Here is a 15,759-nt window from a genome sequence, read left to right on the forward strand (position 1 = left end):
AATCTATTGCCATGTAACCCGGGGATGTGTCTTTTTCGACCTATAATCGTTGGTGACGGGCCTCCTCGCATGGGGAAGCAGCCAACCGGGTCAGGTGGGGAACCAAGCAGCCCTAACTGTGAAACCAGTGCCGAGATCAGGCTCGTCACCTTTAGCTGGAAATCCTCTTTAGAGACAAGAGGCAGCCTTCCGCAAAGGACATCCCCCATATATGTTGTGTCACTTCGGTGTATCGCTTTTGTCCAGGCTGGAAAAGCGGACTCGCCATCGGCAAGCCCGTCTTCGGCTTATTTGCGGCCCAGGTAATTGAGCACGCCTTGCGCCGCATGCACCCCGGAAGACATGCAGGCAGTGAGCAGATACCCCCCGGTCGGAGCCTCCCAGTCCAGCATCTCGCCGGCGCAGAACACGCCAGGCAACGCCGTGCACATGCTATTTGCGTCGAGCGCCTCGAAGCGCACGCCTCCGGCCGTGCTGATGGCCTCATCCATGGGGCGAGGCGCCATCACAGTCACCGGCACGGCCTTGATGGTACGCGCCAGGAGCTTGGCATCCGCCATGCCGTCCTTGCCCAGGACCTCATACAACAGACCGCTCTTGATGCCATCAAGCCCCAGCCTGCCCTTGAGATGACTGCTCAGGCTGCGTGATCCACGCGGGCGCAGCACTTCCTGCTCCACGCGCTCCTGCGTCCATTGCGGCAGCAGATCCAGTTGGAACTGCGCACTGCCAGCTTTGGCAATACGCTCGCGCAACAAGGAAGAGACGGCATAAATCAGACTTCCCTCCACACCACTCTGGGTCGCCACAAATTCGCCCTGGCGTGCAAAGCTGGCGCCAGATTCATCGGCATAGTGCAAAGCCACAGACTTGAACGGCTGGCCCGCAAAGCGCTGACCGAACACCTCACTCCAGCCCGGCGCGCGCCCGTCATGCCAGCCCACATCGAATCCGCAGTTGGAAGGCCGAAGCGGTGCCATGTCCACCCCGCGCTCCTGCAGCCAGGGGAACCATGCGCCATCGGAACCCAGGCGGGCCCAGCTGCCGCCACCCGTGGCCAGCACCAACGCCTTGCACTGCAGCTTGCACTGCGACTGCTCACGCTGGAAAACGGGCAGCTTGTCCTCGTCCCAGCCCAGCCAGCGGTGACGGGTGTGGAACACCACCCCTTGTCCCTTGAGCCGCGACAACCAGCCGCGCAGCAAAGGCGCGGCCTTCATATCAGTCGGGAACACCCGGCCGGAGGTGCCCACAAAGGTGTCGAAACCCAATGCCTTGACCCATTCGCGCAAGGCATCGCTGCCCCAACGCGTCAACAAAGGTTGCAGCTGAGCGGCTCGCTCGCCATAGCGCGTCACAAAACTGGCGAAGTCTTCCGAATGGGTCAGGTTCAGCCCGCCCTTGCCCGCCAGCAGAAATTTGCGGGCCACTGAAGCCTTGGCCTCGAACACATGCACGGACAGGCCTGATTGCGCCAATTGCTCTGCCACCATCAGGCCGGCAGGGCCGGCCCCGACCACCGCAACATCACAACTCAGCACCTCATCGGCCGCCACAGGCTCCGAAACATTCATAGTTTTCCATATCCGGTTCAATATGCGGCTGGCGAAAAATCGGATTCGCAGCCGCGAAAGGCTGCGCAGAATACCACCGCAGCCATTTCGGCAACATCACAGGCACTATTGGCGTCATAGCGGGAAACAACCGCCCACACTACACAGCGGGAGATGAGTTTCTGTCACAATGAAATCACAAGGCGGATATTTCACCGCTCTTTTTGATTTTTGACTGAAGAAAATCCAGGACTACAAATGGCTAGCGAATTGATCAAGCACATCACTGATGCAAGCTTTGAATCTGACGTACTGCAACCCGGCACCACGGTTCTCGTGGACTACTGGGCCGAGTGGTGCGGCCCCTGCAAGATGATTGCCCCCATCCTGGACGAAACTGCCGAAAGCTATAAAGGCAAGGTGCAGATCGCCAAGATGAACGTGGACGAAAACCGTGAAATCCCTGCCAAGTTCGGCATTCGCGGCATTCCCACGCTGATGTTGTTCAAGGACGGCCAACTGGCCGCCACCAAGGTGGGCGCGCTGAACAAGACTCAGCTGTCCGCTTTCCTGGACCAGCACATCTAAAGCACATGCTTGACAACAAGGCCTGCACCCAGGCCTTGTTCTTTTTGCGGGCCGGACTCCACCGTCGTGCCCTTGTTTTTCAAGGTCTGAATGACCTGCGCCAGACACCGAAGGCCGGTCCTTCAAAATTCCTGTAGTCCGCGCTGATTTTCCTGTCATAATGTACAAATCGCCGGCCGCAGCATGCGGGTCGCGCTAGATTTCTCCAGGCAAGCCTGCCCACTATCACAGTGTTTCGTTAGGCCCTACGCCTCCCCCCTGGTTATTCCTCACTCCACACTTGGAGTTATTTCATGCACCTTAATGAACTCAAGGCACTGCACGTGTCTGAAGTCCTGAAGCAGGCCGAAGCGCTTGAGATCGAAAACGTCGGTCGCATGCGCAAGCAGGAGCTGATGTTCGCCATCATCAAAAAGCGCGCAAAGGCCGGTGAACAGGTCTTTGCCGACGGCGTGCTCGAAATTCTGCCCGACGGTTTTGGCTTCCTGCGCAGCCCCGACACCAGCTACACCGCCAGCACGGACGATATCTACATCTCGCCCAGCCAGGTGCGCCGCTTCAATCTGCACACCGGTGACATGATCGAAGGCGAAGTGCGCATCCCCAAGGATGGCGAGCGCTACTTTGCCCTGACCAAGCTCGACAAGGTCAACGGCGGTCCACCCGAGCAAAACAAGCACAAGGTGCTGTTTGAGAATCTGACCCCCCTGTTCCCCAAGGAGCAGATGCGCCTTGAGCGCGACATCAAGGGCGAAGAAAACATCACCGGCCGCATCATCGACATCATCGCCCCCATTGGCCGCGGCCAGCGCGCGCTGATCGTGGCACCGCCCAAGAGCGGCAAGACCATGATGATGCAGAGCATTGCGCACGCCATCACCGCCAACCACCCCGATGTGCACCTGATGGTGCTGCTGGTGGACGAGCGACCTGAAGAAGTGACGGAAATGCAGCGCTCGGTGAAGGGCGAAATCATCGCCTCCACCTTCGACGAGCCAGCTACCCGTCACGTGCACGTGGCCGAAATGGTGATCGAGCGCGCCAAGCGCCTGGTGGAGCTGGGCAAGGATGTGGTCATCCTGCTGGACTCCATCACCCGCCTGGCCCGCGCCTACAACAACGTCGTGCCCTCGTCGGGCAAGGTGCTGTCGGGCGGTGTGGACTCCAACGCACTGCAGCGCCCCAAGCGCTTCTTCGGCGCGGCCCGCAATGTGGAAGAAGGCGGCTCGCTGACCATCATCGCCACGGCACTGGTCGACACCGGCAGCCGCATGGACGAAGTGATCTTTGAAGAATTCAAGGGCACCGGCAACAGCGAACTGCACCTGAACCGTCGCCTGTATGAAAAGCGCGTGTTCCCTGCCATCGAACTCACCAAGAGCGGTACACGCCGCGAAGAGCTGCTGCTGGCTCCCGAGATTCTGCAAAAGACTCGTATCCTGCGCCAGTTCATGTACAACATGGACGAGATCGAGTCCATGGAGCTCATGATCAAGAACATGAAGGCCACCAAGAACAATGTGGAGTTCTTCGACATGATGCGCCGCGGCGGCTGATACAGCCCGCACGCACCGAACAAAGCCCCGCTTGCGGGGCTTTGTCGTTTCCGGCACCCGACCCGTTGATTGATATGGGTCAACCTGTGCTACAGGCGCACCCACCATACTGGTGCTTGCATTTGATACAAATCATGCAGATGCCGGGAGCTAGGGGCTTTCAGGCTTGCATGTTCTGCATTCATGGCCCAGCACTCCATCCTTCGCCTACACCGCATTCCCCCCGCGCTGCCGCGCCTGCTGACCTCTGCTCTGCTGCTGACCGCGCTCGCAGCCTGCAGCCCTGGCCTGCCACTGCTGCAGCCTCAGGCCCAGATACTGCCCGGCCAGTGGCCGGCGCAGCCAAGCGGCAAGTCGGCGCCCGTCACGTCGACACCGGCTGCGGCCATTGCCTGGCAGGACTTCTATCTGGACCCAGCCCTGCAGGAACTGATCCACGCGGCACTGGCGCATAACCAGGACCGGCGCCTGGCGCTGCTACGCGTGCAGGAGGCCCAGGCGGCCTACGGCATCCAGAGCGCGGCCAGGCTGCCGACGATCGGCCTGGGCAGCAGCCATGCCAGAGCACGCGTGCCTGCCGACCTCAATGCCAGCGGCCGCTCCGTGGTGGCCGGAGATCAGGAGGTCTTTGTGGGCCTCAACAGCTGGGAGCTCGACCTCTGGGGCCGTGTCAAAAGCCTCAGCGATGCCGCCTTGGGCAACTATCTGGCGCTGGATGCCACGCAGCATGCCGTTCAATCCAGTCTCATCAAACAGGTGGCGCTGAACTATCTGGCCCTGCGCAGCCTCGATGAGCGCTTGGCCCTGACGGAGCGCACGATTGCCAGCCGCGAGGAATCGCTGCGCATCTTCAAGCGCCGCACCGAGGTGGGCTCCACCTCGCGCTATGCGCTCACGCAGGTACAGACGCTGGTTCACCAGGCCAAGGCCATAGGCACCCAGCTGGCACAGCAGCGGGCGCTGCAGGCCCATGCGCTGCAGCGGCTCACGGGTCTGGATGCCGAGCGCCTGCCGCAGCAGCTGTCCACACCGGTCGTCCTCAAACCCGTGGCCGAAGGCCTGCCCTCGGCTCTGCTCACGCAGCGCCCGGACATCATTGCCGCCGAGTACGGCCTGCAGGCCGCCAAGGCCAATGTGGCCGCCGCGCGCGCCGCGTTCCTGCCCCGTATCGCGCTGACCGGCAGCTGGGGCACGGCCAGCGCCGAACTCGACGGCCTGTTCAGAAGCGGCAGCCGTGCCTGGCAGTTTGCTCCCACGATTTCGCTGCCGATCTTTGACGGCGGCCAGCGCCAGGCCAACCTGAATCTGCAGGCCGTGCGACAGAACATGGCGGTCGTCCAGTACGAAAAAACCATAGAGACAGCAATGCGCGAAGTGCTGGATGCACTGTCCAGCCGCACCATGCTCGAGCAGCAGCTCGTGGTGCTGACCGAGCAGCGCGCAGCCCTCAAGGAACGCGCCCGGCTGGCGCGGCTGCGCTATGACCAGGGCGCCTCGCCCTATCTCGATGTGCTGGATGCCGAACGCGACCTGCTGAGTGCCGAGCAGCAACTGGTTCAGGGCCGCGAGGCCCTGCTGTCCACCCAGGTCGCTCTCTATGCCGCTTTGGGTGGAGGCTACTTGGCTCAAGGCCAGAGCAGCGCCCCCACCCCTTCGGCCCTCCAACCTTGACCAGCGAATCCATGTCCATGAACAAGAAATTGACCATCGCCGCGCTCATCGTTGCCGCCGCCGCCCTGGGCGCTTATGGCTGGCAGCAATGGCGCAGCGCGCAGGCATCCGAAGGCTTGATCAGCGGCAACGGCCGCATCGAAGCCACCGAAATCGACGTCGCCACCAAATACGCCGGCCGCATCGCTGAAATCCTGGTTCAGGAAGGCGAGTTCGTGAAAGCCGGTCAGCCACTGGCGCGCATGCAGATCGAAAGCCTGCAGGCTCAGCAGCGTGAAGCCATCGCCGGCCGCGAGCGCGCCTCTCATGCAGTGACCTCGGCGCGTGCCGAAATCGCGCTGCGCGAAAGCCAGTATGCGGCCACCATCGCCACGGTTGCGCAACGCGAGGCCGAGCTGGATGCAGCGCTGCGCCGCGTCAATCGCTCCGAAACACTGGCGCGCGAAGGTGCATCCTCGGAGCAGGAACTGGACGACGACCGGGCGCGCGTGCGTGGCGCCCGGGCCGCGCTCAAGGCCGCCGAGGCCCAGGCCACGGCCGCCAAGGCAGCCATCGACGCAGCCAAGGCCCAGACCATCGGTGCGGAATCGGCGGTGACAGCCGCCGCCGCCACCGTCCAGCGCATCGATGCCGACGTCAAGGACAGCGAACTCACCGCCCCGCGCGATGGGCGCGTGCAATACCGGCTGGCCCAGCCTGGCGAGGTGATCGGCGCTGGCGGCAAGGTGCTCAATATGGTGGATGTCTCGGATGTCTACATCAGCTTCTTCCTGCCCGAGACCGTGGCTGGCCGCGTGGCCCTGGGCACCGAGGTGCGTATCGTGCTGGATGCGGCACCGCAATATGTGATCCCGGCCCAGGTGTCCTTTGTCGCCAGCACCGCCCAGTTCACGCCCAAGACCGTGGAGACGACCAGCGAAAGACAAAAGCTGATGTTCCGCGTCAAGGCCCGCATCGCCCCGGATCTGCTGCAAAAGCATCTGACACAGGTCAAGACAGGCCTGCCTGGCGTGGCCTGGATCAAGCTCGATAAGGAGCGCGAATGGCCGGCCCGACTGGAGCTGCGCACCGGCGACGCTTCGGCCTCGTGAACGTTGCGACCCCATTTGCCATGACCCAGCATGTAGCCACCTTGCGCGATGTGACGCTCGCCTACGGCAAGACGCAGGCGCTGCGCGGACTGAGCCTGGAGATTCCTGCAGGCATCATGGTCGGCCTGATCGGCCCTGACGGCGTGGGCAAGTCAAGCCTGTTGTCTTTGATTGCCGGCGCGCGCGCGCTGCAGGGCGGCGAGATACAGGTGCTTGGCGGCGATATGCGCAGCAAAAAGCACCGCGATGCCGTCTGCCCCCGCATTGCCTACATGCCTCAGGGCCTGGGCAAGAACCTCTACCCCACACTGTCGGTGGAAGAGAATCTGCAGTTCTTCGGCCGCCTTTTCGGGCATGACGCGGCCGAGCGCCGGGCGCGCATCGACGATCTGACCCAGAGCACCGGACTGCAGAAATTCCTCTCCCGCCCAGCCGGCAAGCTCTCGGGTGGCATGAAGCAGAAGCTGGCACTGTGCTGCGCCCTGATCCACGACCCGGACCTGCTGATTCTCGACGAGCCCACGACCGGAGTGGACCCGCTGGCGCGCGCGCAATTCTGGGATCTGATCAACCGCATCCGTGGCCAGCGCCCGCAGATGAGCGTGATCGTGGCCACGGCCTATATGGACGAGGCCCAGCGCTTCGACTGGCTGGCCGCCATGGATGACGGCCGGATTCTGGCCACCGGCACGCCTGCCGAATTGCTAGCACGCACCGGTATGCCGGCGCTGGAGGCCGCCTTCATCGCCCTGCTGCCCGAAGAGAAAAAACGCGGCCATGCCGCCGTTGTGATCCCACCGCTGCAGACCCGCGATGACGACATCGCCATCGAGGCGCGCGATCTCACCATGCGCTTTGGCGATTTCGTGGCCGTGGACCATGTGAACTTCCGCATCCGGCGCGGCGAGATCTTCGGCTTTCTGGGCTCCAACGGCTGCGGCAAGTCGACCACCATGAAGATGCTGACCGGGCTGCTGCCCGCCAGCGAGGGAGATGCCTGGCTGTTCGGCAAGAAGATCGATCCGCATGATGTGGCCACGCGCCAGCGCGTGGGCTATATGTCCCAGGCCTTCTCGCTCTACGGCGAGCTGACCGTGCTGCAGAACCTGGTGCTGCACGCCGAACTCTTCCACGTGGACCCGGCCGAGATCCCCGCGCGGGTCGAGGAGATGATCACGCGCTTCGGCCTTGCCGAGGTGCGCGAGACCCTGCCCGGCAATATGCCGCTGGGCATGCGCCAGCGCCTGTCGCTGGCCGTAGCCATGGTGCACAAGCCGGAGCTGCTGATTCTCGACGAGCCCACCTCGGGCGTGGACCCCGTGGCGCGCGACCAGTTCTGGCGCCTGCTGATCGAGCTCTCGCGCCGCGACCGTGTGACCATCTTCATCTCCACACACTTCATGAACGAGGCCGAGCGCTGCGACCGCATGTCCATGATGCATGCGGGCAAGGTGCTGGACAGCGACCGGCCGGCAGCCCTGACCGCCAAGCGCGGCGCGGCCACGCTGGAAGAGGCGTTCATCGGCTATCTGGTGGAGGCCTCGGGCGAAGCCGCACCCGTGCTTGATATCAAAAAAGAAGCTGTTACCGCTGACTCAGCCTTATCCTCAGCATCAAAAGTATCTGATACCAATACAGATAAAGCGCAGCAAGCTCCTGTTTCCGACGCGCACAAAGGCCCTGGCTTCAGCCTGCAACGCTTGTGGAGCTATCTGTGGCGCGAGTCGCTGGAGCTGCAGCGCGATCCCGTGCGCGCCACGCTGGCTCTGGTGGGCTCGCTGGTGCTGATGGTGGTGATCGGCTTCGGCATCAGTATGGACGTCGAAGACCTGAAGTTTGCCGTGCTCGACCGCGACCAGAGCACCATCAGCCAGAACTATGTGAACAATCTCGCAGGCTCGCGCTATTTCATTGAAATGCCTCCCATCCAGGACTACGCGGACCTGGACCGGCGCATGAAGAGCGGCGAGCTGGCACTGGCCATCGAGATACCACCCGGTTTTGGCCGTGATGTGCTGCGCGGCTCGAAGGTTGCCGTGGGCGCCTGGTTCGACGGCGCCATGCCCCAGCGCGGCGAGACCGTCAAAGGCTATGTCCAGGCCATGCACCAGCTGTGGCTGGTGCAGCAGGCGCGCGAGCGACTGGGCGTGCAACTGGGCAGCCAGGTCAGCCTGGAAACCCGCTTTCGCTACAACCCCGATGTGAAAAGCCTGCCCGCCATGGTGCCGGCCGTGATTCCGCTGCTGCTGATGATGCTGCCGGCCATGCTCACGGCCCTGGCCGTGGTGCGGGAAAAGGAGCTGGGCTCCATCGTGAATCTGTACGTCACTCCCGTGACCCGCATCGAGTTTCTGCTGGGCAAGCAGCTGCCTTATGTGGTGCTGGCCATGCTGAACTTCTTTCTGATGTGTGCCATGGCGGTGTTCGTGTTTGGCGTCCCGATGACCGGCAGCTTCCCCTTGCTCATCGTGGCCGCCCTGCTCTTCAGCGTCATTGCCACGGGCATGGGACTGCTGGCCTCTGCCGTCACCAGCAGCCAGATTGCCGCCATGTTCTTTGCCATGCTGGGCACGCTGATTCCGGCCACGCAGTTCTCGGGGCTGACCGACCCGGTGTCCTCGCTCGAAGGCGCCGGTCGCTGGATTGGCGAGATCTACCCGGCCACCTATATGTTCGCCATCAGCCGCGGCGTCTTCAACAAGGCGCTGGGCCTGCACGATCTGGCGCCGACCTTGCTGCCGCTGCTGATTGCCATTCCCGTGATCATGGGCGTGGCCATCTGGGCCTTGCCCAAGCAGGAGAAGTAATGAAGCTCCCCCTGAGTCGCTGCGCGCCTTCCCCCTCTCTCGCTGCGCGGGAGGGGGACGACACCTTCGCTGCGGGGCGGCCCTGGCTCGGTGTCCCTACGTTGGGCCTGCGCTTGTTCAGAGCGTCCTCTGCTTCACGGCACACCTTGGACTTTTACGATGTTGCATAGCCTGAAAAATATCTGGCGCCTGGGCGTCAAGGAACTGTGGAGCCTGTGGCGCGACCCGGTGATGCTGGTGCTCATCGTCTACACCTTCACGGCCTCGGTGTACACCGCAGCCACGGCCATGCCCGATACGCTGCACAAGGCGCCGATCGCCATCGTCGACGAAGACCAGTCGCCACTGTCCGCACGCATCACCTCGGCTTTCTACCCGCCTCAGTTCATGCCACCGCAGATGGTCGATTTCAGCCATGTGGATCCCGGGCTGGATGCAGGCGACTTCACCTTCTCGCTGACCATTCCTCCCAACTTCCAGCGCGACGTGCTGGCCGGCAAAAAGGCTGAGCTGCAGCTGAACGTGGATGCCACGCGCATGAGCCAGGCGTTCTCCGGCAGCGGATACGTGCAGCAGATCGTGCTGGCCGAAGTCAACGAGTTCGTGCAGCGTCACCGCGGAGCCAGCGCACTGCCCGTGGATCTGGAGCTGCGCGCCCGCTTCAACCCCGGACTGAACAAGATATGGTTCGGCGGACTGATGCAGATCATCAACAACGTCACCATGCTCTCCATCATCCTCACGGGCGCGGCGCTGATCCGCGAGCGCGAGCACGGCACCATCGAGCATCTGCTGGTCATGCCTGTGACGCCTACCGAGATCATGCTGGCCAAGGTCTGGTCCATGGGTGCCGTGGTGCTGCTGGCAGCGGGTGTCTCGCTCAATCTGGTCGTGCGCGGCGCGCTCAAGGTGCCCATCGAAGGTAGTCTGCTGCTGTTCATGGCAGGCTCGGCCCTGTGCCTGTTCGCCACCACGGCCATGGGCATCTTTCTGGCCACCGTGGCGCGCAGCATGCCGCAGTTCGGCCTGCTGATGGTGTTGACGCTGCTGCCGCTGCAATTGCTGTCCGGCGGCATGACGCCCCGCGAATCCATGCCCCAACTGGTGCAGGATGTGATGCTGTTCGCCCCCACCACGCATTTTGTGGAGCTGGGTCAGGCGATTCTGTATCGCGGCGCCGGCCTGGAAACCGTATGGAAGCCCTTTGTGTGGCTGGCGGGAATCGGCGCCGTGCTGTTCTGGCTGTCGTTGATGCGGTTCAGAAAAACCTTGTCGAGCATGGCCTGAGTTCTGGCCGGGCACCGTAGCGACCATGGAGGGCATATTGCTCGGTTTCTGCTGAAAGTTCTTTCCTTCCAACCTCAAGGCCTCGGCCCATGCCATTCACCACCGAAGAACGACAATCACTGCTTGCACTCAAGGGCGTGGGCCCCACGGTGCTGAGCCGGCTGGAATCCCTGGGCTACGGCTCATTTGCGCAGTTGCGTCAGGCCAACGCCCTGGACATCGTCGCCAAGGCCTCGGCCCTCACAGGCTCCAGCTGCTGGAAGAACAGCCCTCAGGCACGCGCAGCCATCCAGGCGAGCATCGATGCGGCCAGGCAGCAGACAGAGCAGGAGAGCTAAGCATTCGCTGAAACCCGCGCTGTCCTCCGGACTGTGCCCTCATGCATATCATTGCAGCAGCGCAGGCCTGAGCGGCAGACGGCCTTTTCTCAAGAAGACGGTTGCGCACCAAGAATGCACAGCGTATCGCGGGCGGCCACCCACTCCTCGTTGGTGGGCTCAACCCCCACCAGTACCCGGCTGTCTGCAGATGAGATAACTGGTGCATGGGCTGCATTGGCCTGCTCATCCAGCTCCAGGCCCAGCCATGCCAGATCGGCGCAAACGCGGGCACGAATCTCCTCGCTGTGCTCGCCGATGCCCGCCGTGAACACCAGCATGTCCACCCCACCCAGCGCAGCGACCAGAGAACCGATCTCGCGCACGATGCGGCGCACAAAGAGGTCCAGCGCGATGCGCGCCCGCTCGCCCGCCTCACCTGAATCCCGGACATGGCGCAGGATCACGCGCGGCTCGGACGAGATGCCCGACACGCCAAGCAGCCCCGAGTCGTGATAGAGCAGATGCCCCACCTCTTGAAGCGTCAGCTTTTCGATCTCCATCAGATAGAGCACGGCCCCCGGGTCCAGCGCCCCAGTGCGCGTGCCCATCATCAATCCGTCCAGGGCCGAGAAGCCCATGGTGGTCGCCACGCTTTGCAGCTGCTGCATGCCGCAGAGGCTGGCGCCGCTGCCCAGATGGGCGACGATGGTGCGGCCCCTGGCCCTTTCACCATGACGTTCGGCCAAGGCAGTCGCCATATAGGCATACGAGAGCCCATGAAAGCCATAGCGGCGCATGCCGCGCTGCCACCATTCGTAGGGCAGTGGCAGGATCTGCTCCACCTTGGGCAAGCTGTGATGAAACCCAGTATCAAAGCAGGCAATCTGCACGATATCGGGCCGCTCGCGCAACAGGATCTCGATAGCCTCCAGCGCAAACGGCTGATGCAGCGGTGCCAGCGGCACATAGCTGCGCAAGTCTCGCAACACGCCTGCATCGATGCGCGTGGACTCGAAATACTTGCTGCCGCCATGCACCACCCGATGGGCGATCGCCGCCACGGGCCGATCCTCGAGCCGAGCCGTGATGCGCTCGCGGATGATGCGCAGCGCATCGTGATACGGATGCTCTGCACCCAGCTCGATGGCAAAGGGCTGGACGCCGGTTTCGCCGAAGTCGGGACCGGGCCCGCCAATGCCCTGCACCTTGCCGTTCCACAGAGGCTTGCGCGGCAGGGGACTAACGGCCTCGAAGACGGCGAACTTGATGCTCGAGGAGCCGCAGTTCAGGACGATGATGACGGAATTGCTCATGCCAGGGCCTTTGTCTGCCGATGGGACAGAGACTGCAGCGTTTGCCAGTCCGGCGCCATCGGCCATGTATTTCAGGGCGGCGTCTGCCGGTAGTGATGTGCGAGCAGCAGCGCAATCGCACAGGATGCAATGCGGGATTCGCGCGAGTCCGCCCGGCTGGTCAGCACGATGGGCACCTTGGCGCCAAGCACGATGCCTGCGCTGGCAGCGCCGCCCAGGTACATGAGCTGCTTGGCCAGCATATTGCCGCTTTCCAGATCGGGCACCAACAGGATGTCGGCCTGACCGGCCACTGGCGAAGTGATGCCCTTGGTACGCGCGGCCTCGATGGAGACCGCATTGTCGAAAGCCAGCGGGCCGTCCAGCACGCCTCCGGTGATCTGGCCCCGGTCGGCCATCTTGCACAGCGCGGCCGCATCCAGGGTTGCGGGCATGCTGGGGTTGACCGTCTCGACGGCAGCGAGAATGGCCAGCTTGGGCCTGGCCACTCCCAGGACCTGCGCGAGCTCGATGGCATTGCGTGCGATGTCGGCCTTCTGCAAGAGATCGGGGGCCAGGTTGATGGCCGCGTCGGTGACGATGAAGGGGCGTGGGTAGCTGGCCGTCTGCAACACAAAGCAATGGCTTACACGCCTCTTGGTGCGCAACCCGGCACTGCCGGCAACGACAGCCGCCATCAGCTCGTCGGTGTGCAGGCTGCCTTTCATCAGTGCCTCGACTTCGCCGCTGGCGGCGAGTCTGGCACCACGCTCGGCTGCAGCATGACTGTGCGGCACGTCCTCGATGCGCAGGCCCTGCAGCTCGAGCCCCTGCGCAAGCGCAACCGCCTCCAGCCTGGCGCGCGGAGCGATCAGGACCGGCTCGATCAGCCCCAGCCGATGCGCGTCAAGCGCGGCCGACAGGCTGGTGGCATCGCAGGGATGGACGACCCCCACGCGAACCGGCGGCAGTTCCTTGACAGCCGCCAGCAGCCGGATCAGGCCATGATGGGTGGCCACGTCCAGCGGCTGCTCCGCTCCGCCCAAAGACAGGTCAGCCACCTGCGGTGACGCTGTGGTGAAAGCCTGGGCCTGTGCCTCGCGGGCGCAGCGCAGGGTCAACGTGCTCGCATCACGGGCGGCAACGGTGACATGCAGGCTGTCGCCGACAGCCAGGCCCTCGAACGGCTCCCGCATCCCCTCTGGACTCGATTGACTCATCGCACTCCTTTCTTGCCGCGTGCTGCGGTCGGTTGACGTCGCGCGGCAGGCTTGGGCCGCGTGGCGGTGGCGGAAGCCCGGGCCGGCGCCAGCTGCGGTACCTGAGCCTCGTCCATCGGGGCCTGCTGCTCCAGCGCGGCCTGCTCGAACAAGGCCTGCACCTGCTGCAAGGCATGTCTTACGGCCTCATCCTCCGCGCCAGGCTCCTTATCGATGGCTGCCATCTGGGTGATGGCTTCGCCGGCCTTGCGGATGGTGTCGGCAGGCGTGCTCTTCAGCAGGCCGGGAATGGCTTCGATGGCAGCGCTGCCGCATTGCCTCATCACCAGGGTCTGCTCGCGGATGGCGGCTCGCAGCTCGGCCAGACTCCAGCGCCCAGGTGCTTGCTGCTCCAGCAATTGCGCAGCCAGGTGGTAGTAGCGCTCGTCCACAGCGCGACGCTGGGACAGCACGCTCAGCAAGCCGCGCAGCGTGGCTTCGAGCACGCCCCCTTGGTCCACACTGCTCTCGATCTGTCGCAGCCTGGCCGCCATCAGTGCCAGATGCTCGGGGGTGGAGCCTGGATGCTGGCGCACCGCTGCGCTCTCGCCATAAGCATGCCCAGCCAGCGCCTGCATGAGCGGCAAGCCATAGAGCATGTCAAACCACAAGGCATAGATGTGGTCGCGCCGGTCGCGGAAATCATCGAGAGCGCGATCCAGTGCTGCCGAGCACCGCTGCTGCATGTGCAGCCAGGGATTGGCCTCATCCACGGGCTGGCGATGTTCGCGTATGTATTGGGCGCTGCTGCGTATCAGGCAAGCCAGCGGGTGCTGGCTGCTCCAGGCCTCGAATTGCAGGCGCATGGGATGCAAGGTCTGCAACCAGTGCGCCGATTGGGAAGTGCTCAGCGCACGCACCCAAGGTTGCCATATGCTGCGATACAGAGCCAGGTTGATATCGGATACCCGGGCCGCCGCGTCGAAACGGCGATCGGACTCCGGATCGGGCTTGACGATATCGCGCACTTCATCGATGCCGCTGGCACGGATGCTCAGCAGATAAGGGTCATGGAGCAGCTTTTGCTCCTGCTTCGTGGCATCGTCAACGCTGGCGCGGTAGATGCCTGCCGGCAGCAGATTGATCTGCTCGATGGCACTGGCGAACTTGCGGTGCTGCTTGCTGCCGACGGCACCCGAAACAAAGATGCCCAGATGCCCGATGCTGTCGTGCGTGCTGAAGATGATGGTCTGGTCGTGGCCGCGCACGTCGTCGTCGCTGGCGTACAAATCGGTGATCCAGCCCAGAGCCTGGGCCGGCGGCGTGATGTTGTCGCCATAGGAGCAGAACACGAGGATGGGCGAGCGGATATTGCGCAGATCGATGCGCACCCCGTCCGATGTCAGCAACTGGGCCGTCGACAGCCTGTTGCCTATGAACAGATTGTCGACGATGTACTGCATCTCCACATCGTTGAGGAAGACATAGCCGCCCCAGTATTTCTCGAAGTCTATATAGCGCTCAGCTTCGGTGTCGACATTCGCATAGACCTTGTACTGCTTGCTCCACAGCGTGTTGGCCGGATCGAGCTGCTCGAAGTTCTGCACCAGATGGGCGCCGTCGAAGCGGCCATTGCCCAGGTCGCTGGCCAGAGCCGTCATCCAGCTGCCCCCGAGAAGCCCGCCCGAATAACGCATGGGATTGTCACCGGCCCAGTACGACAAGGGCGCTCCGGCGACGATGATGGGCCCGAACAGCTCGGGCCAGACAGCGGCCGTCATCAGGATCTGCCAACCCGCCTGGCAGTTGCCAATGACCGCGGGCTTGCCCTCGCTGTCGGGGTGCAGCTCGGCCACGCGACGCATGAACGCGGCCTCGGCACGCATCACATCTTCCACCGTCTGACCAGGTACGGGATCAGGTAGAAAGCCGACAAAGTAGCAAGGGTGACCGGCCTCCAGCGCCGCACCGATCTCGCTATGGGGCTTGAAGCCACCTATGCCCGGGCCATGTCCGGCGCGTGGATCTATCACGACGAACGGACGCTTGGCGGGGTCGGCAGGCCGGTCTTCTGACGCCTGAATGCGAACCAGGCCATAGTTGACGGGTCTGGGGAGCTCCAGCCCCGACATCACGAGTTCTGCGGGGAAATGCAGCACGTTGGGCATCCTGGCCTCACGCTGGCTCCGGTACTGGTCACCCACCTGCCGCTCGATATCGGCATACAGCACCGCACGTTGAGCGGCATCCACCGCATAGGCCCCGGCGGCCCGCCACCATGCAAAAGGATCAACAGACCCGTTGGTCGACGGACCGCCCCCGCTGGGTTTGCTCATGTCTTGCTCCCGAAGTCACAATCTTCTGTCTCAAGAAGATTCAAAAACAATAGCATCCA

11 protein-coding genes and 1 other RNA gene are annotated in these 15,759 nt (G+C 63.3%); 8 read left to right on the top strand and 4 right to left on the bottom strand.

The features are described from left to right. The first annotated feature begins 54 nt into the window (after positions 1-54). Positions 55-150: signal recognition particle sRNA small type (gene ffs, locus QMY55_RS15530), an RNA gene on the top strand. Between the two features lie 137 nt (positions 151-287). Here the strand turns inward: ffs and QMY55_RS15535 are convergent. Beyond that, positions 288-1,574, bottom strand: coding sequence for a TIGR03862 family flavoprotein (locus QMY55_RS15535; RefSeq protein WP_283485082.1), 1,287 nt, complete (start codon positions 1,572-1,574; stop codon positions 288-290). Between the two features lie 237 nt (positions 1,575-1,811). On the opposite strand from QMY55_RS15535, the gene trxA reads away from it, so the two are divergent. From trxA to QMY55_RS15570, 7 genes are all read left to right on the top strand, one after another. After that, a complete protein-coding gene (trxA, locus tag QMY55_RS15540; protein WP_158385286.1) occupies positions 1,812-2,141 on the top strand; it encodes a thioredoxin TrxA in 330 nt (109 codons plus the stop codon). A 293-nt stretch (positions 2,142-2,434) separates the two neighbouring features. Beyond that, positions 2,435-3,697 (top strand): transcription termination factor Rho, encoded by a 1,263-nt coding sequence (gene rho / locus QMY55_RS15545; RefSeq protein ID WP_003053478.1) that lies wholly within the window; start codon positions 2,435-2,437, stop codon positions 3,695-3,697. Positions 3,698-3,880: 183 nt separating this feature from the next. Continuing rightward, the gene (locus QMY55_RS15550; protein WP_283485083.1) at positions 3,881-5,368 is read left to right on the top strand and encodes an efflux transporter outer membrane subunit; all 1,488 of its coding nucleotides are present in this window, start codon (positions 3,881-3,883) and stop codon (positions 5,366-5,368) included. 11 nt (positions 5,369-5,379) lie between these two features. Beyond that, positions 5,380-6,459, top strand: coding sequence for an HlyD family secretion protein (locus QMY55_RS15555; RefSeq protein ID WP_283485084.1), 1,080 nt, complete (start codon positions 5,380-5,382; stop codon positions 6,457-6,459). 20 nt (positions 6,460-6,479) lie between these two features. Next, positions 6,480-9,266, top strand: a complete 2,787-nt coding sequence (gene rbbA / locus QMY55_RS15560) for a ribosome-associated ATPase/putative transporter RbbA (RefSeq protein WP_283485085.1) — start codon at positions 6,480-6,482, stop codon at positions 9,264-9,266. A gap of 159 nt (positions 9,267-9,425) precedes the next feature. Next, the gene (locus QMY55_RS15565) at positions 9,426-10,553 is read left to right on the top strand and encodes an ABC transporter permease (protein ID WP_283485086.1); all 1,128 of its coding nucleotides are present in this window, start codon (positions 9,426-9,428) and stop codon (positions 10,551-10,553) included. A gap of 89 nt (positions 10,554-10,642) precedes the next feature. After that, positions 10,643-10,891, top strand: coding sequence for a helix-hairpin-helix domain-containing protein (locus QMY55_RS15570; protein WP_283485087.1), 249 nt, complete (start codon positions 10,643-10,645; stop codon positions 10,889-10,891). 89 nt (positions 10,892-10,980) lie between these two features. Here the strand turns inward: QMY55_RS15570 and QMY55_RS15575 are convergent, their stop codons facing one another. The 3 genes from QMY55_RS15575 to QMY55_RS15585 form a co-directional block, all read right to left on the bottom strand. Beyond that, positions 10,981-12,186 carry an acetate/propionate family kinase gene (locus tag QMY55_RS15575; RefSeq protein ID WP_283485088.1) on the bottom strand — a complete coding sequence of 402 codons (1,206 nt, stop codon included), beginning with the start codon at positions 12,184-12,186 and terminating at the stop codon, positions 10,981-10,983. Positions 12,187-12,257: 71 nt separating this feature from the next. Further along, the gene (locus QMY55_RS15580) at positions 12,258-13,385 is read right to left on the bottom strand and encodes a bifunctional enoyl-CoA hydratase/phosphate acetyltransferase (RefSeq protein WP_283485089.1); all 1,128 of its coding nucleotides are present in this window, start codon (positions 13,383-13,385) and stop codon (positions 12,258-12,260) included. Beyond that, positions 13,382-15,700, bottom strand: a complete 2,319-nt coding sequence (locus QMY55_RS15585) for a DUF3141 domain-containing protein (RefSeq protein ID WP_283485090.1) — start codon at positions 15,698-15,700, stop codon at positions 13,382-13,384. Before QMY55_RS15585 ends, QMY55_RS15580 begins: the two co-directional genes overlap by 4 nt. Between the last annotated feature and the right edge of the window lie 59 nt (positions 15,701-15,759).

This window comes from Comamonas resistens (assembly GCF_030064165.1).
GTDB lineage: Bacteria > Pseudomonadota > Gammaproteobacteria > Burkholderiales > Burkholderiaceae_C > Comamonas > Comamonas resistens.